We start from the raw sequence: 14,852 nt of genomic DNA, 5'->3' as shown, positions 1-14,852 counted from the left end.
CAGCCGCGAGCGGCGGTCGGCGCACGAGCGACCGCGAGCGCCTAAGCCCCGCGCGCCTTCCCCTCGGCGATGTAGGCCAGGCGCTGCAGGGTCTCCGTGTTGCGGTAGCGGATGCCCGCGGTGCGGATAGGGCGGGGCACGAGCGTGGCCGGCCCGACGATCGCGTCCTCCTCGATGCGCACGAGGCAACCGCCGTTCCGTGGCTCGACCTCCAGCACCACCCTCGCCTCGCCCATCACCGGCCAGCCACGGGCCTTCAGCACGGCGCGCCGGGGCGGGTCCCACTCGACGATGCTCGTGGTGTCATCGATCACGGCCGGCCAGACGCCGAAGGAGTGGTGGATGCGCGCTCCCTCGCCCGGCCAGGACTGCTCGACCGAGCGGATGCGTGACGCCCCGACCACCCAGGACGGGTACAGCCAGCCATCGGCGAGGACACGGAAGACGTCCTCCGGTGCACAGTCGAGGTGTCGGAAGTTCACAGCCATAGGACCATCCTTCCCGTCCCCGCGGGCCTTTCCTAGCCGACGCGTCCTTCTCGAGGGGAGGGACGCCGCGCCCGTACCGGTTCCCGGCGAGGCCGGCCCCCGCCCGCACGCGGGCGGAGCCGGCCTCTCGGGCAGTGGTCAGGGCTCGATGATGAGCTCGGCGATCAGGTCGTCCTCGACGCGGAAGCGGAAGTGCAGGTCGACGAGGCCGCCCGGGAAGTCCCCCTCCAACCGGGCGACAACCACCTGGCGATCCGCCGCGGTCTCGGCCTGACCGGTGAACGTCGTGGTGTAGGTGAACTCGCTCGCCGCCTTCGTGAGCCATCGCCGGATGGCGTCGCCGCCCACGTACTCGGTGTTCTCGTCGACGACGCGGGCGCCGGGAGCGAACGCGTCCGCGACCGCCTCACGGCCCGCGGTGTCCTTCTGGGCCTCGAGGTAGCGCCTGACGGCCGGGGGCAGTGCGTCGGGGCGGTAGAGGCCGAGCGGGCTTTCTGTCGTTGTGTCTCTGAAGTTCGTCATAGCCCGAGCGTGCGGCTTCCCCTCGGGGGAAGGTCAAGCGCGATGGGAGAAAAGGGTTAGGCACATCCCGAGAGAAGGGAGTCAGCGCGAGATCCGGAAGATGGGCCAGCCGATCTCGGTCACACTGCGCTCGTCTATCGCCGGGAACCCCTCGAGGTAGGTCTCGCGCACGGGGCCCTCCACGCTGAGCTCGTGGCGGGCGACGTACTCACCGAGCGCCGCGTACACGCGGGGCACGGTCTCGTCGGGACCCGAGTGCGTCGCCACGGCCAGTTCGACGGCGGGAAGGTCGAGCACGTGCGCTCGCCCGGCCACCCGCCTGGCCGGAAAGGCCTCCGACACCGTCAGGTACACCATGGCCTCGCCGTGCTCCTCCTCGAACAGCTCGGCGTACCAGACACCTCCGAACGGGCCGATCTCCCCGGGAGCCGCCGACTCCGCGATGCGGCGCAGTTCGAGGATGGAGCCTCTGAACCAGGCGCCCAGCTCCGGCAGGGCGATGGTGTCACGGATCGCGGCCACCCGCGTCTCGGGGACGCTCCGGTGGACGATCTCGATCGGCGCGTCCGGCTCCTCGAGCATGCCGCGCAGGCTCTGCACCGCCGCCCGCGTCTCGTCGAGCTTCCGCTCCATCCGCTCGAGATGCTCGGCGAGGAGCGCAGCCCGGCCGTCGATGCTCGGCGCGTTCAGGACGGCCCGGATCGCGTCAATGGGCACGTCGAGGCGCCGCAGCGTGCGGATGATCTGCGCGTCGGCGATCTGCTCCGGCGCGTACAGGCGGTAGCCGGTGTGCGCGTCCACCGACCGCGGGGCGAGCAGGCCGTTCCGGTGGTAGAAACGCAGCGCCTTGGCGCTCAGGCGCACCGCGCGCGAGAAGTCGCCGATGGTCATGAGCGCAGTCACACGCCGATTATCCAGCGCGACCCCGCCGCTCAAGATGCGAACAGCGGCTCGAGGTTCTCGACCCACACGTCGTGCCCCACTTTGATGATGAGCGCGGCGACCACGACGAGGAACGCGATGCGGATGAACCGGTTGCCCCGGGCGACGGCGGTGCGCGATCCGAGCCAGCCACCGAGGGTGTTCGCCGCGCCCATGGCGAGGCCGAGCACCCAGAGCACGTGACCCTGCGGCACGAAGAACAGCAGTGCTCCGGCATTCGTCGCGACGTTGACGATCTTGGCCTTCGCGCTCGCCTGGAGGAAGTCGTATCCGAGCGCCGTGATGAGCGTCATGATGAGGAACGTGCCGGTGCCCGGGCCGATCAGGCCGTCGTAGAAGCCGATCGCGACGCCGAGTGCGCCCGCGATGACGTGGTGCCGCCGACTGCCCTCGTGCCGCAGGGACACCACGCTGCCCAGGGCCGGCCGGGCGACGGTGACGACCGCCACGACCACGAGGGCGACCACGATCACGGGCTTGAACACGGAGGACGGCAGCAGGGCGGCGAGGTTCGCGCCGCCGTAACTGCCGACGAACGCGATCCCCGCCATGGGGAGGGCGGTCCGCAGGTCGGGCTTGACCCGCCGGTACCAGGTCAGGGCGCTGGTCGTGGTGCCGAAGATGGACGCGGTCTTGTTCGTCGCGAGGGCCTCGACGGGGGTGATGCCCGGCACCAGAAGCAGGGCGGGCAGCTGCAGCAGGCCCCCGCCGCCGACGACGGCGTCGATCCATCCCGCCGCGAACGCGGCGACGATCACGAGGATCACGACCCCCGGGGCGATGTCGCCGAAGAAGGGGAGGAGGTCCATTCAGCCCATTGTCCCGGCAGTGGGCCGACGCACCAAAGCGCGCACCGCTCCGGGAAGGGGAAGGGGGGAACACCGGCACCCCTCTGCCCGGCCGGATCCGCCGCCCGGACGCGGAAGCGCCCCGGCGGGTGCCGGGGCGCTTCGGTGTGCGGGAGTCGCGGATCAGCCCTTGTTGAAGGTGTCCTTGATCGTTCCGCTCGCCTTCTCCAGGAGGTTCGGCTTCTCGGTGGTGCCGTAGAAGCGCGGGTCCGGGTGCGTGGGAGGCGGCATGGGGACGGTCGTGTCCGGCCCGTCCCGATAGCTGAACTCGCCCTTGCCGTCGGGGGTGGGTCCCTTGGCCCACGAACCCTCGGCGGCCAGCTTGCCGTCGGAGAAGTTCAGGTACTCGTAGTCCACCTTCGTGTTCTCCTTGTGCTGCGGGAAGTTGCTCGGCACCGGCAGCTCCTCGAGCTTCTCCTCCTGCAGCTCGCGGGCGGCCGCGATCCACTGGTTCTGGTGCATGGTGTCGCGTGCGATGAGGAACGAGAGGAGGTCCCGGACCCCCTTGTCGTCGGTCATGTGGTACAGCCGGGCGGCCTGGAGCCGGCCCTGCATCTCACCGTTGGCGTTCGCGGTGAAGTCGGCCAGCATGTTGCCGCTCGCCGTGATGTAGCTGCCCTGCCAGGGGTTCCCGTTGCTGTCCACCGCGCGAGCTCCCGCTCCGGCAACGATGGCGTGCTGCACGTCCATGCCGCCGACCACCGCGGCGACGGCGGGGTCGTTCTGCAGGCCGTCGCTCGTGATGCCGACGGGCGCCTTCTCGAGCAGCTGCGCGATCATGATCGCGAGCATCTCGACGTGGCCCATCTCCTCGGCGGCGATGCCGTAGAGGAGGTCGCGGTACTTGCCGGGGATGTGGCTATTCCATGCCTGGAAGCCGTACTGCATGGCGATGGTGATCTCACCGTACTGACCGCCGAGCACCTCCTGCAGCTTGCGCGCGTAGATCGCGTCGGGCTTGTCGGGTACTGCCTTGAACTGGAGTTCCTGCTTGTGAAAAAACACTCACTACCTCCGGGGAAGGGTCCACCGCACTGTCGGCCCCCGCTTGGTCCGGGGGGTCTGCGTGGGACGCGTTGTGGCCGAAGCTACGCCGCACCCTGTTCCGCTGCCGAGGAATTCTCCCTGTTCACACAGGATTCAGGTCGGGGGTACCCTTCCGCCCGAATTCGTGCCGGAGCGCGCTCGCGGCAGCGTGCCAGCCCGCCGAACCGTGCACGCCGGGGCCCGGCGGCGTGGAGGCCGAGCAGAGGTAGACGCCTTTCATCGGCGTCCGCCAGGGGTCGGGGCTCAGCACCGGCCGCCTGACCAGCTGCAGCAGGCTCGCGGTGCCCGAGGCGATGTCGCCGCCGATGTAGTTCGCGTTGTCCTGCTCCTCCTGCAGCGCGGTGCGACTCGAGGACGCGAGGATCAGGTCGCGGAAGCCGGGCGCGAAGCGCTCGATCTGGCGGATGATCGTCTCGGTCTGGTCGACAGTCGAGTGGTGCGGGACGTGGGTGTAGGTCCAGAGCACGTGGTGGCCGTCGGGCGCCCGGCCCGGGTCGAAGGCCGACGGCTGCGACACCAGCACGTACGGCCGGTCGCTGTGCCTGCCCCGGGTGAGCTCGGCCTCCGCCGCGGCGATCTCGGCCCTGGTCCCACCGACGTGCACGGTGCCCGCCCGGCGGACCTCCGGGTTAGTCCACGGAACGGGGCCGGACAGCGCGAAGTCCACCTTCGCGGCACCGTTCCCGTAGCGGAACTGCCGCATGGCTCGCGCGTAACGGGAGGGGACGGCGTCGCCGGCCAGGCGCAGCAGGGCGCGGGGGGTGACGTCGAGGATCACGGCGCGTGCCGGCGGAAGCTCGGCGAGCGAGGTGACCTCGGCGTTCGTCTCGATCTGGCCACCGTGCGCGAGGAGGTCCTCCTCCATCGCGCCGATGATGGCCTGGCTGCCGCCGATGGGGATGGGCCAGCCGCGCCCGTGTGCGTACGCCCCCAGCATGAGCGCCGCGGCCGCGGTCGAGACGCTCGGCATGGGGCGGATCGCGTGCGCCGCGACGCCGGTGAGCATGGCGGGCGCGGCGTCCTCCGACCACCGGACGTTCCACGCCGGCGACCCCTGCTCGAGCGCGCGCAGGCCGAATCGGGCGAACGTCAGCAGGTGCGGCGGGGGCTGGAGCATGCTCGAGCCGGTGAAGTGGGCGACCTTGTCTGCGTTGCGGGAGAGCGGACCCATCAGGTTGCGCCACGCGTCGCCGTCCGCTCCCAGGGAGGCCGCGGTGCGGTCGATGTCGAGGTAGGCGATCCCGGCGCGCCCGCCGTCGAGCGGGTGGGCGTACGAGATGTCGGGGAGCGCGAACGGGATCCGATCGGCGAGCTTGAAGCGGCGGAAGAACCCGGAGGCGTACGCCATGGGATGGACGGCCGAGCACACGTCGTGCAGGTACCCGGGCAGCGTGAGCTCGAGGGTGCGCGACCCACCGCCGATCGTGGCGGACCGCTCGTACACGCGCACCGACAGTCCCGCTCGCGCCATCGTGACTGCGGCGGCCATGCCGTTCGGCCCCGATCCCACGACGACGACGTCCAGTTCAGAGCTGCCCGCCATGCGCCCTCCCCATCTCCTCCTCCATATAACCCCCTGGCAGGCACTCCGGGGCCCGACTACCGTGAAGAAGCGGCAGCCTCACGGATGCCCGCCAGCAATGACGGAGGGAAGCGCATGGAGCAGCACGACGACGACAAGGTCGAGACCGACCTCGGCTTCACGGCGGCGGAGGCGCACCGGGCTGCGCACGCGACCGAACCCCGCATGGGCGGCGACGGCAGCGACGACCCGGACACCGTTGCGGACGCGGTCGTGGACCCGAGCGACGACAACGACGAGTCGTACGTCCCCTCCAAGCCGGTGCCGACGGAGGGCCAGGGCGGCCTGCCCTGACCTGAGCCCACGATGAGCGGCGGTACTCCCACCCCCACCGGGCGGCTCGAGCCACGGGCGGACGGCGGCACGGGCGGCGACGTCGTGTTCGAGCGGTCGTTCCGCGCGCCCGCGACCGAGATCTGGGCGGCGGTCACCCGGCCCGATCGGCTGGAGCGGTGGATCGGCACCTGGCAGGGGCAGCCGCGGACGGGACGGGTGACGTTCACCATGACCGCCGAGGACGGCGCGGAGCCCGAGGAGGTGCGCATCGAGCGCTGCGACGAGCCGTCGATCCTCACCGTGGCGTTCCGGGTGGCCGACTCCTCCTGGCGCGTGTCGCTGCGGCTCGCAGAGAGCGACGGCACGACGACGCTCGGCCTCGTGCACCACCTCCAGCCGGGCGACGACCTGCCGAGCTACGGCCCCGGCTGGGAGTACTACCTGGATCGGCTCGTCGCGGTCGAGACCTCGAAGGTGGATCCTGACTCGGTGAGCTTCGACGACTACTACCCGGCGCAGGCCGCCTACTACGAGAAATTGGCCGCCACCCTCTGACGCTGCGGCACCCCGAGGCCCTATCCTTCCGGTCATGAGCGTGCCGACCGCGCAATCCCTGCTCTCCCTGGCATCCGCCGTATCGGGCTCCGTCTGGGCGAGGGGTGACGACGGCCTCGCCGATGAGGTCGCCTGCTTCAACACCGCCGTGGTGCACGATCCCGACGTCGTCGTCGCCGCGGAGAATGCCGGCGACGTCGCCCTCGCCGTCGGGTACGCGACCGCGCAGGGCCTTCCCGTGCGCGTGCAGGCGACGGGCCACGGCGCCTTCGAACCGATCACGCACGGGGTGCTCGTGTCCACCCGCCGCCTGGACAGCGTCGTGGTCGACCCGGTGGCGCGGGAGGCGCGCATCGGCGCCGGCGCGCGCTGGGGGTCGGTCATCCTCGCCGCCGCGGAGCACGGGCTGGCGCCCATCACCGGGTCCTCCCCGAGCGTCGGGGCGGTCGGCTACACGCTCGGTGGCGGCCTCGGACCGCTCGCCCGCACCTTCGGCTTCACGGCCGACTACGCGACCGAGTTCACCGTGGTCACGGCCGACGGCGGTCTCGTCCGCGCGTCGGCGGACGAGCATCCCGACCTCTTCGCCGCACTGCGTGGCGGGAAGGGCGGCCTCGGCATCGTCGTGGAGATGCGGCTGCGGCTGGTCGAGCTCGCGAGCTTCTACGGCGGCGGCCTGTTCTACGACGCCGACGCCATCGAGCCCGCGCTGCGGGCCTGGGCGGAGTGGGTGCGGACGGTGCCGGACACCGTCAACTCCTCCGTGGCGCTGCTGCGGATCCCCGACATCGAGGAGGCGCCCCCGCCGCTTCGCGGCCGCACGGTGCTGCACCTGCGCTACGCCTTCGTCGGCTCACCCGAGGACGGCGAGCTGCTGCTCGCCCCGATGCGCGACGCGGCGCCGGTGTTCCTCGACCTCGTGCGCGAGATGCCCGCGGCAGACGTGGGCCTCGTGCACTCGGACCCCGACACCCCCGGCCCCGGCTGGGACCGCGGGCTCATGCTCACCGGGCTCGACCAGGAGTTCGTGACGGCGCTGCTCGAGGTGCTCGGTCCGGAGACCGAGGCGCCGTTCATCGCGGCGGAGGTGCGCCATCTCGGCGGCGCGACGGCGAGGCGCCCCGCCGGCCTGGACTCGGTCGGCGGCCGGGAAGCCGCTTTCACCCTCGTGCTCATCGGCATCCCCGTGCCGGAGCTGTTCGCGGAGGTCCTCCCCCGCGCCGCCGACGCGGTCGTCGCCCGCATCGCGCCGTGGCGAGCGACGACCACGAACGTGAACTTCGCCGGACACATCACGAGTGCCCAGGAGTTCGCGAGCGCCTGGCCCGCGGACGCCTTCGAGCGACTGGCCGTCACAAGGACCGCGTACGACCCGGGCAGGGTCTTCAGCTACGGCCCGGCCTGACCCGCCCCCGCCCGTCGGCTGCGCCTCAGGCGCGGTCGTGCAGAGTGACGTGATAGCCGTCGGGATCGGCGAAGGTGAACGTGCGCCCGAAGGGGCCGTCGATCGGGGCCGAGGTGATCGTGTGCCCGTCCGTCACCAGAGCGTCGTGGATGGCCTGCACGTCGGTGGCGTGGAGCCAGATCGCCGCACCGATTCCGGGCCGGGCGACGGAGGCGAGGTCGGTGCCGGGAACGACGTCCCGGAGGGCGAATGCGATCGGGGTGGTGGTGAAGACGACCGCGTGGGGTGGACCCGCCGGCGAACGAACGAGGCCGAGGTAGTGCTCGTAGAACGCCTGCGACGCGGCGAGATCGCGGGTCTGGAGAGAGAGAAAGTCGGGGCCGGTCACGGGCATGGGGAGCTTCTTCCTATCGTGTCAGCTGTCTGACATAAATAACCGTATGTCAGACTTCTGACATGAGTCAAGACGGGATCGACCTCGAGACGTCGGTGGGTTACCTCCTGAAGGAGGCGTCGAGCGCACTCCGCGCCGCCATGGAGGCCGTGCTGCGTCCCCTCGGCATGACCGTGACGCATTACTCCTGCCTCGAACTGCTCTCGCAGCGCCCCGGCCTGTCCAACTCGGAGCTCGCGCGAGGAGCGTTCGTGACGCGGCAGTCGATGAACGTGCTGCTGCAGGCCCTGGAACGGGATGGGTACGTGACGCGACCGGTGGAGGCTCGCGTCGGAAAGGTGCTCCCCACGCAGCTCACGCCCCGCGGTCGGCATAGCCTCGAGAAAGCGACCGCCGCGGTCCGGTCCGTGGAGGTCAGGATGCTGAGCGGCATGACCCGGGAGGAGCAGGCCGCCGCGTCCGGGATGCTGCGGAGCATTGTCCAGTCCCTGCGCACGACCGAGGGCAGCGAGCAGCAGGGGTAGCCCTCACCGCCTGTGTGCACGCTCGGCACCGGGATTCGCTCAGGCGGCGGACTCCAGCGCGAGCAGCGCGTGCTTCGCCTCGAGGCCGCCGACGTATCCGCCGAGGGAACCGTTGGAGCGGAGCACCCGGTGGCAGGGCACGACAACGGGGAGCGGGTTCGTCGAGCAGGCGCTGCCGACGGCGCGGACCGCGCGCGGGTTCCCGGTGGCGGCGGCGACCTCCGCGTAGCTCTCCGTCCTGCCGTAGGCGATCTCGGTCAGGTGCTCCTGCACGCTGCGACGGAACCCACGGGACAGTCTGCGGTCGAGCGGCACGTCGAAGGACCGGCGGCGGCCGGCGAAGTACTCCTCGAGCTGACGGGCCACGGCCTCCGTCCGCGCGGGCGAGCGGAGGATCCGGGGGCTCACCCGGGCGGCGAGCGTCGCCAGCACCGCGTCATGCCCCTCGACCCCGAAGGCCACCCGGAGCAGACCCTGGTCGGTCGCGGCGAGCAGCAGGGGCCCGATGGGCGAGTCCACGACCCGGTACGCGATGTCGAGCAGCCCGCCCTCGGCCGCCTCCCGCTCCAGCCGCCCGTGCAGCCGGGCGAGGTCCGCGCCCTGCTCCTGGTCCGCCAGCGGGGCGAGCAGTTCGGCTCCGGCGCGCTCGTCCACGACATCCTCCTGGGCGCCGGCGACGCCGGCGCGTGCCGTCCCGCCGCTTCCGATGCTTCCGCTGCTGTCCGTCATGGTCGTGCTTCCTCCCGTTCGGCCGCGAGCGATCGTCGCAGGCTGCTGATCCCGTCGGCGGCCGCCCGTCGCGCCGCGTCCGTCGTGCCGCCGAGGATCTCGGCGACCTCCGCGTGCGGCAGGCCGATCAGGTAGTGGTACGCGACGGCCTGCCGCTGCTTCGTCGGCAGGCCGGCGACCGCCCGCCGGAGCTCGGCCGCCGCATCCTCGGGTTCCTGGTGCACGCTCGGGATCTCCGGAACGTCCGCCACCGACTCCGGGCGGCGCGCCCGCGCCCGAAGCAGGTCGAGAGCCTTCCGGTGCGCGATCGTGACGAGCCAGGCCTCGACGTTGGCGTCGGCCGGGAGCGCCGGGTAGGCACGCAGGGCGGCGAGGAACGTCTCGGACCAGGCGTCGTCGGCGTCGACGGGCCCCACGACCGCGCGGCACACGCGGAGCACCGCTGCGCCGTGCTCGGCGACCACGCGCTCGAAGGGTTTCATGCTCACACTCTGTAGACGACCGGGAGGGGCGGAACGTGAGGTCCCGCCGCGCACGATTCTCGCAGCCCGGTCGCCCGCCGGACCCAGCCGTAGACTTGTGCGCTCAGCCCCTCGGCCGCCCCCATCGCGGCTGACACCGGCATCCGCGCCATCGCGCACGCATCAGCACCCATCGCCGCCGCGCCCCCTCCGGGCAGAAACGGGAGTCCCATGCCGTCCCGCCCCACCGCCTCCGCCCCGCCCGCGTCCCCGGGAGTGCTCGCCGCGCTGCGCTCGCCCCGCATCCTCACCCGCGAGGTGCTCGCCGGCCTCGTGGTCGCGCTCGCGCTCATCCCGGAGGCGATCTCGTTCTCCATCATCGCGGGGGTGGACCCTCGGCTCGGGCTGTTCTCCTCGTTCATCATGGCCGTGACGATCGCATTCCTCGGCGGACGCCCGGCGATGATCTCGGCCGCCACGGGCGCCGTCGCCCTCGTCATCGCGCCCGTGGCCCGGGAGTACGGCATTGACTACTTCCTCGCCACGGTGATCCTCGCCGGCGTCTTCCAGGTGCTGCTCGCCGTGCTCGGCGTCGCCAAGCTCATGCGGTTCATCCCGCGCAGTGTGATGGTCGGGTTCGTCAACGCGCTCGCGATCCTCATCTTCACCGCCCAGCTGCCGCAGCTCATCGGCGTGCCCTGGATCGTGTACCCGCTCGTGGCGCTCGGGATCGCGATCATCGTGCTGCTTCCGCGCCTCACCCGGGTCGTGCCTGCGCCACTCGTCGCGATCCTCCTGATCACGGCCATCACCGTGACGACGGCCCTCACCGTGCCCACGGTCGGCGACCAGGGCGACCTGCCCGAGAGCCTGCCGGAGCTGCTGATCCCGAACGTCCCGCTCACCTGGGAGACCTTCTCCATCATCGCGCCCTTCTCGCTCGCGATGGCGCTCGTGGGCATCCTCGAGTCGCTGATGACCGCGAAGCTCGTGGACGAGATCACGGACACCCCGTCCCGCAAGACGAGGGAGACGTGGGGTCAGGGCGTCGCGAACATGCTCTCCGGGCTGTTCGGCGGCATGGGGGGCTGCGCGATGATCGGCCAGACCATGATCAACGTGAAGGTCTCCGGCGCGCGCACGCGCATCTCCACCTTCCTGGCCGGGGTGTTCCTGCTGATCCTCGTCGTCGGCCTCGGCGACATCGTCGCGATCATTCCCATGGCGGCCCTCGTCGCGGTCATGATCATGGTGTCGGTCGGCACGTTCGACTGGCACAGCGTGCGGCCGTCGACGCTGCGCCGGATGCCGCTCGGCGAGACCATCGTCATGGTCGTGACCGTTGCGGTCGTGGTTGTGACGCACAACCTCGCCATCGGCGTCGTGATCGGCGTGATCGCGGCCATGGTCGTGTTCGCCCGCCGGGTCGCGCACTTCGCGACCGTAGAGCGCACCCTCGCGGTCGACGACGACGGGCGCGAGGTGGCGGACTACACCGTGAACGGCGAGCTGTTCTTCGCCTCGAGCAACGACCTGACGACGCAGTTCGACTACGCCGCGGACCCCGACCGCGTCGTGATCGACATGACCCGCTCGCACGTCTGGGACGCGTCCACGGTGGCGGCGCTCGACGCCATCACCACCAAGTACGCGCAGCGCGGCAAGACGGTGACCATCGTCGGAATGAACGACGCGAGCGCCGCCATGCACGAGCGCCTCGCCGGCAGGCTCGGCTCCGAGGGGTAGGGGGCTGAGGGGTAGCCAGCGAGGGGTGGGGCTTCCCCCGGGTGCGGGCGTGTGCCAGCGTGGCCGATCGTGACCCCTCATGAGAGCCTGCTCAGGCCGGACCGGTTCCCGCTGTCCTCCCGCTACGACCCCACGTGGCTGCTCGGGCTGGACATGGGACCCCACCCCCTCTGGCAACTCGAGGACCTGCTGACGCTAGTCTCGCTGACGCCGGGCCAACGCGTGCTCGACCTCGGCTGCGGGCGCGGGGCGACGAGTGTGTTCCTGGCCCAGCAGTGCGGCGTCGAGGTCGTCGCGTTCGATCTCTGGATCGAGCCCGCCGAGATCCGGGCGGTCGTCGACGCGGCCGGTGTCGGGGACCGCGTCACCGTGGTGCACGGCGACGCGCGGTCGCTGCCGTTCGAGGACGGCGAGTTCGACGCGATCGTCAGCATCGACGCCTTCGAGTACTTCGGAACGGACGTGCACTTCCTCCCCGGGCTGTTGCGCGTGCTCCGGCCGGGCGGGCAGGTCGGGATGACGACGCCCGCCCTCCGCGACGATCCCTACGCGGTCCACCCGCCCGACGCCGTGCTGGATCTGGTCGGCGGGGAGGCTGCAGCGTGGCACTCCCCCGGCTGGTGGGCGACCCACTGGGGCCTGACCGGTTCAGCCGACGGCATCACCGCCCGCATGCAGGAGGGCGGCCGGGACCACTGGCTGCGCTGGTCCCGAGCGCACGGGTCCGCGAGCGCCCGGGAGATCGCCATGCTCGAATCGGATGCCGACCCGGACTGGATTGGCTTCGCCCTGGTCGCCGCGACGAAGCGCAGCCGGGCCGACTGAGCCGCGCCTGAACCTTCGCCGCCGGGTCAGCCGCCCGCGTCCGGCGGCATCCTGCGCTCAGGCGGGTGGAGCGGGCGGCGCCGTCGTGGCCCGGCGGACGAGCCTCGTCGGCAGCTGGATGCGCATCGCGTCGGAGGTCTCGCCACTCAGGAGCGCGATGAGCGACTCCGCGGCGGTCGCCCCCAACCGCTGCATGGGCTGCCGGATGGTGGTCAGCGGCGGCGACACCTGAATCGCCTCGGGGATGTCGTCGAAGCCCATCACCGACAGGTCCCGCGGCACGTCGATGCCCAGCTCGCCCGCCACCTGCAGCACCCCGATGGCGGACAGGTCGTTGGCGGCGAAGATCGCCGTCGGACGATTCGGCAGGGACAGCAGGGCCCGCGCCGGCTCCCGGGACGACGCGGTGAGGAACATGCCCACCTGCACGAGCTGCGGGTCGAAGGGGATGCCCGCGTCGGTGAGTGCGCGCCGGTACCCGGCCTCGCGCAGGCTGGCCGAGCGGAGGTCGGGACGGCCACCGAGAAAGCCGATGCGCCGGTGGCCGAGATCGATGAGGTGCCGGGTGGCCTGGAGCGCGCCACCGAGGCTGTCGGACTCCACCGTCGGAAGGTCGGCGCGGCCGGTGTGCGGGTCGATGGCGACCACCGGGATCTCGACGGACGCGGTCACGACCGTCGGCGTCACCATGATCGCGCCGTCGATCAGGGTTCCGCTCAGCCGGCTGAGCGAGCGGCGCTCCCACCCCGTCGCGCCGTCCGCGTGCCGGGACCCGCTGTAGGCGAGCAGGTCGTACCGGGACTCCCGCAGCGCCGAGCCGACGCCCTTCAGGATCTCCGCACTGAACGGCTCGAAGTCCGCCACGAGGACGCCGATCACACCGGTTCGGTGCGACCGCATGCTGCTGGCGACGAGGCTGGACTCGTACCCCAGTTCCTTCACGACCTGAAGGATCCGGGCGGAGGTGTCGGCGGCGATGCCGTAGCGGCCGTTCACCGCTTTGGAGACGGCAGACACCGAGACGCCGGCGGCGGCGGCGACATCGTGGATGGTGGGGCGGCGTGCCATGGGCTGAGCATAGCGGCTTTGGAAATCCTTTTCGAAAACGTTTGACAGCGTTTCTTTCCGCGCTGACACTCGATGGACAGCATCAGGCGCCCCTCTTGTGGGCGCCGCTCAACGAAGAGGACAGGTTGAACCTATGAAGACCAAGAGATTCCTGGCGGGCACAGCAGCACTCGCCATCAGCGCTCTTGCACTCGCCGGCTGTGCCGGCGGCTCGGGCTCCGGCTCGGGCGCATCGGAGGACGGCACCGTCGAGATGACGCTGTGGCAGAACTCCACCACCGGACCGGGCAAGGAGTTCTGGGACAAGGTCACAGCCGACTTCGGCAAGGCCAACCCCGGCGTGACCGTGAAGCCGCAGTCGATCCAGAACGAGGACCTCGACGGCAAGCTCCAGACGGCCCTCAACTCCGGCGACGCCCCGGACATCTTCCTGCAGCGCGGCGGCGGAAAGATGGCCGCCATGGTCGCTGCCGGTCAGCTCATGGACCTGACCGACGGCATTTCCGACACCGCCAAGAGCGAGATCTCCGAGGGCTCGTTCACCGCGAACACGCTCGAGGACAAGGTGTACGCCATGCCCGTCGCCGTGCTCCCCGGTGGCATCTTCTACAGCCAGGACCTGTTCACGCAGGCCGGCATCACGGAGACCCCGAAGACGATCGACGACCTGAACGCCGCCGTGTCGAAGCTGAAGGACGCCGGCGTCGCGCCGATCGCCCTCGGCGGCAAGGACGCGTGGCCGGCCGCCCACTGGTACTACTTCTTCGCCCTGCGCGCGTGCAGCGCGGACACCATGGCCAGCGCGGCCGAGGAGAAGGACTTCACGGACGACTGCTGGGTCAAGGCCGGCGAGGACCTGCAGGCATTCGTCGACACGAAGCCGTACAACGAGGGCTTCCTCACCACCGCCGCGCAGCAGGGTGCGGGCAGCTCCGCCGGCCTTGTCGCGAACCACCAGGCGGGCATGGAGCTCATGGGCGCCTGGAACCCCGGCGTCATCGCATCGCTGACCCCCGACGCCAAGCCCCTGCCCGACCTCGGCTGGTTCCCCTTCCCCGAGATCGAGGGTGGCGAGGGTGAGCCCGGCGCCATCATGGGTGGCGTCGACGGCTACTCCTGCTCGGCGGACGCCCCCAAGGAGTGCCTCGACTTCCTGAACTACCTCGCGACGTCCGACGTGCAGAAGGAGTACTACGCCGCCTTCAACGCGCCGCCGGTCAACTCCGTCGCGCAGGAGGCCGTCACCGAGCCCTACCTGAAGGACATCCTCGCCGCCTACAACGCGGCGCCGAACGTCTCGCAGTGGCTCGACACGGTCTACGGCCTCAACGTCGGCAACGCGCTGAACGTCGGAGTCGTCGACCTCATGGCCGGCAAGAGCGACCCCGAGAAGCTCGTGTCCGCCGTCAACGACGCCGCCAAGAAGTCCTAGGAATCAGA

Annotated in this window: 17 protein-coding genes; 7 read left to right on the top strand and 10 right to left on the bottom strand. The window is 71.0% G+C overall.

What is annotated here, in order from left to right:
• Positions 1–41: 41 nt before the first annotated feature.
• The 6 genes from DAI20_RS04595 to DAI20_RS04570 all read right to left on the bottom strand — a co-directional run bounded on the left by DAI20_RS04595 (position 42) and on the right by DAI20_RS04570 (position 5,390).
• The gene (locus DAI20_RS04595; protein ID WP_108249332.1) at positions 42–488 is read right to left on the bottom strand and encodes an SRPBCC family protein; all 447 of its coding nucleotides are present in this window, start codon (positions 486–488) and stop codon (positions 42–44) included.
• Positions 489–626: 138 nt separating this feature from the next.
• Entirely contained in the window at positions 627–1,010 is a 384-nt protein-coding gene (locus tag DAI20_RS04590; protein ID WP_108249331.1) for a nuclear transport factor 2 family protein, read from the bottom strand.
• Between the two features lie 81 nt (positions 1,011–1,091).
• On the bottom strand, positions 1,092–1,913 hold the full coding sequence (locus tag DAI20_RS04585) for a MerR family transcriptional regulator (RefSeq protein ID WP_159084910.1): 822 nt from the start codon (positions 1,911–1,913) through the stop codon (positions 1,092–1,094).
• A 29-nt stretch (positions 1,914–1,942) separates the two neighbouring features.
• Complete coding sequence (locus DAI20_RS04580; RefSeq protein WP_108249329.1) at positions 1,943–2,761, bottom strand: sulfite exporter TauE/SafE family protein; 819 nt, start codon at positions 2,759–2,761, stop codon at positions 1,943–1,945.
• Positions 2,762–2,923: 162 nt separating this feature from the next.
• Positions 2,924–3,805 carry a manganese catalase gene (locus tag DAI20_RS04575; RefSeq protein ID WP_108249328.1) on the bottom strand — a complete coding sequence of 294 codons (882 nt, stop codon included), beginning with the start codon at positions 3,803–3,805 and terminating at the stop codon, positions 2,924–2,926.
• A 124-nt stretch (positions 3,806–3,929) separates the two neighbouring features.
• Positions 3,930–5,390, bottom strand: coding sequence for a phytoene desaturase family protein (locus tag DAI20_RS04570; protein ID WP_108249327.1), 1,461 nt, complete (start codon positions 5,388–5,390; stop codon positions 3,930–3,932).
• An 84-nt stretch (positions 5,391–5,474) separates the two neighbouring features.
• Between DAI20_RS04570 and DAI20_RS04565 the strand changes: the two genes are divergently transcribed.
• Genes DAI20_RS04565 through DAI20_RS04555 form a run of 3 tightly spaced genes read left to right on the top strand, consistent with a single transcriptional unit; the run spans position 5,475 to position 7,665 of the window.
• Positions 5,475–5,723 carry a hypothetical protein gene (locus DAI20_RS04565; RefSeq protein WP_159084909.1) on the top strand — a complete coding sequence of 83 codons (249 nt, stop codon included), beginning with the start codon at positions 5,475–5,477 and terminating at the stop codon, positions 5,721–5,723.
• Between the two features lie 12 nt (positions 5,724–5,735).
• On the top strand, positions 5,736–6,260 hold the full coding sequence (locus DAI20_RS04560) for an SRPBCC domain-containing protein (protein WP_108249325.1): 525 nt from the start codon (positions 5,736–5,738) through the stop codon (positions 6,258–6,260).
• A 34-nt stretch (positions 6,261–6,294) separates the two neighbouring features.
• On the top strand, positions 6,295–7,665 hold the full coding sequence (locus DAI20_RS04555; protein ID WP_108249324.1) for an FAD-binding oxidoreductase: 1,371 nt from the start codon (positions 6,295–6,297) through the stop codon (positions 7,663–7,665).
• A 25-nt stretch (positions 7,666–7,690) separates the two neighbouring features.
• Here DAI20_RS04555 and DAI20_RS04550 read toward each other — a convergent pair whose 3' ends face one another.
• Complete coding sequence (locus DAI20_RS04550) at positions 7,691–8,059, bottom strand: VOC family protein (protein WP_108249323.1); 369 nt, start codon at positions 8,057–8,059, stop codon at positions 7,691–7,693.
• A gap of 62 nt (positions 8,060–8,121) precedes the next feature.
• Between DAI20_RS04550 and DAI20_RS04545 the strand changes: the two genes are divergently transcribed.
• Positions 8,122–8,583: a MarR family winged helix-turn-helix transcriptional regulator gene (locus DAI20_RS04545; protein WP_108249322.1), complete on the top strand. Its 462-nt coding sequence runs from the start codon at positions 8,122–8,124 to the stop codon at positions 8,581–8,583.
• A 39-nt stretch (positions 8,584–8,622) separates the two neighbouring features.
• Here DAI20_RS04545 and DAI20_RS04540 read toward each other — a convergent pair whose 3' ends face one another.
• Both DAI20_RS04540 and DAI20_RS04535 read right to left on the bottom strand, forming a co-directional pair.
• Positions 8,623–9,312: a methylated-DNA--[protein]-cysteine S-methyltransferase gene (locus DAI20_RS04540; protein ID WP_108249321.1), complete on the bottom strand. Its 690-nt coding sequence runs from the start codon at positions 9,310–9,312 to the stop codon at positions 8,623–8,625.
• Entirely contained in the window at positions 9,309–9,794 is a 486-nt protein-coding gene (locus DAI20_RS04535; RefSeq protein ID WP_108249320.1) for an RNA polymerase sigma factor, read from the bottom strand. The genes DAI20_RS04540 and DAI20_RS04535 overlap by 4 nt, the downstream gene beginning before the upstream one ends.
• A gap of 210 nt (positions 9,795–10,004) precedes the next feature.
• Here DAI20_RS04535 and DAI20_RS04530 point away from each other — a divergent pair, with 210 nt between their 5' ends.
• Together DAI20_RS04530 and DAI20_RS04525 are read left to right on the top strand one after the other, a co-directional pair.
• Positions 10,005–11,519 carry a SulP family inorganic anion transporter gene (locus DAI20_RS04530; protein WP_108249319.1) on the top strand — a complete coding sequence of 505 codons (1,515 nt, stop codon included), beginning with the start codon at positions 10,005–10,007 and terminating at the stop codon, positions 11,517–11,519.
• A 69-nt stretch (positions 11,520–11,588) separates the two neighbouring features.
• The gene (locus tag DAI20_RS04525; RefSeq protein ID WP_205781341.1) at positions 11,589–12,344 is read left to right on the top strand and encodes a methyltransferase domain-containing protein; all 756 of its coding nucleotides are present in this window, start codon (positions 11,589–11,591) and stop codon (positions 12,342–12,344) included.
• A gap of 57 nt (positions 12,345–12,401) precedes the next feature.
• Here DAI20_RS04525 and DAI20_RS04520 read toward each other — a convergent pair whose 3' ends face one another.
• Positions 12,402–13,412 (bottom strand): LacI family DNA-binding transcriptional regulator, encoded by a 1,011-nt coding sequence (locus tag DAI20_RS04520; protein ID WP_108249318.1) that lies wholly within the window; start codon positions 13,410–13,412, stop codon positions 12,402–12,404.
• Between the two features lie 133 nt (positions 13,413–13,545).
• On the opposite strand from DAI20_RS04520, the gene DAI20_RS04515 reads away from it, so the two are divergent.
• A complete protein-coding gene (locus tag DAI20_RS04515; protein ID WP_108249317.1) occupies positions 13,546–14,844 on the top strand; it encodes an extracellular solute-binding protein in 1,299 nt (432 codons plus the stop codon).
• Positions 14,845–14,852: the final 8 nt, after the last annotated feature.

This window comes from Planctomonas deserti (assembly GCF_003067705.1).
In the GTDB taxonomy this organism is placed as follows: domain Bacteria; phylum Actinomycetota; class Actinomycetes; order Actinomycetales; family Microbacteriaceae; genus Planctomonas; species Planctomonas deserti.
The sequence above is the reverse complement of the archived record's forward strand: the minus strand, read 5'-3'. Positions and strand labels throughout refer to the sequence as shown.

Bases quoted from the DNA above. Each gene is read 5' to 3' on its own strand.
- DAI20_RS04595 (WP_108249332.1), bottom strand. From the start codon at position 488: ATGGCTGTGAACTTCCGACACCTCGACTGTGCACCGGAGGACGTCTTC.
- DAI20_RS04590 (WP_108249331.1), bottom strand. From the start codon at position 1,010: ATGACGAACTTCAGAGACACAACGACAGAAAGCCCGCTCGGCCTCTAC.
- DAI20_RS04580 (WP_108249329.1), bottom strand. From the start codon at position 2,761: ATGGACCTCCTCCCCTTCTTCGGCGACATCGCCCCGGGGGTCGTGATC.
- DAI20_RS04570 (WP_108249327.1), bottom strand. From the start codon at position 5,390: ATGGCGGGCAGCTCTGAACTGGACGTCGTCGTCGTGGGATCGGGGCCG.
- DAI20_RS04565 (WP_159084909.1), top strand. From the start codon at position 5,475: ATGCCCGCCAGCAATGACGGAGGGAAGCGCATGGAGCAGCACGACGAC.
- DAI20_RS04560 (WP_108249325.1), top strand. From the start codon at position 5,736: ATGAGCGGCGGTACTCCCACCCCCACCGGGCGGCTCGAGCCACGGGCG.
- DAI20_RS04555 (WP_108249324.1), top strand. From the start codon at position 6,295: ATGAGCGTGCCGACCGCGCAATCCCTGCTCTCCCTGGCATCCGCCGTA.
- DAI20_RS04550 (WP_108249323.1), bottom strand. From the start codon at position 8,059: ATGCCCGTGACCGGCCCCGACTTTCTCTCTCTCCAGACCCGCGATCTC.
- DAI20_RS04545 (WP_108249322.1), top strand. From the start codon at position 8,122: ATGAGTCAAGACGGGATCGACCTCGAGACGTCGGTGGGTTACCTCCTG.
- DAI20_RS04540 (WP_108249321.1), bottom strand. From the start codon at position 9,312: ATGACGGACAGCAGCGGAAGCATCGGAAGCGGCGGGACGGCACGCGCC.
- DAI20_RS04535 (WP_108249320.1), bottom strand. From the start codon at position 9,794: ATGAAACCCTTCGAGCGCGTGGTCGCCGAGCACGGCGCAGCGGTGCTC.
- DAI20_RS04530 (WP_108249319.1), top strand. From the start codon at position 10,005: ATGCCGTCCCGCCCCACCGCCTCCGCCCCGCCCGCGTCCCCGGGAGTG.
- DAI20_RS04520 (WP_108249318.1), bottom strand. From the start codon at position 13,412: ATGGCACGCCGCCCCACCATCCACGATGTCGCCGCCGCCGCCGGCGTC.
- DAI20_RS04515 (WP_108249317.1), top strand. From the start codon at position 13,546: ATGAAGACCAAGAGATTCCTGGCGGGCACAGCAGCACTCGCCATCAGC.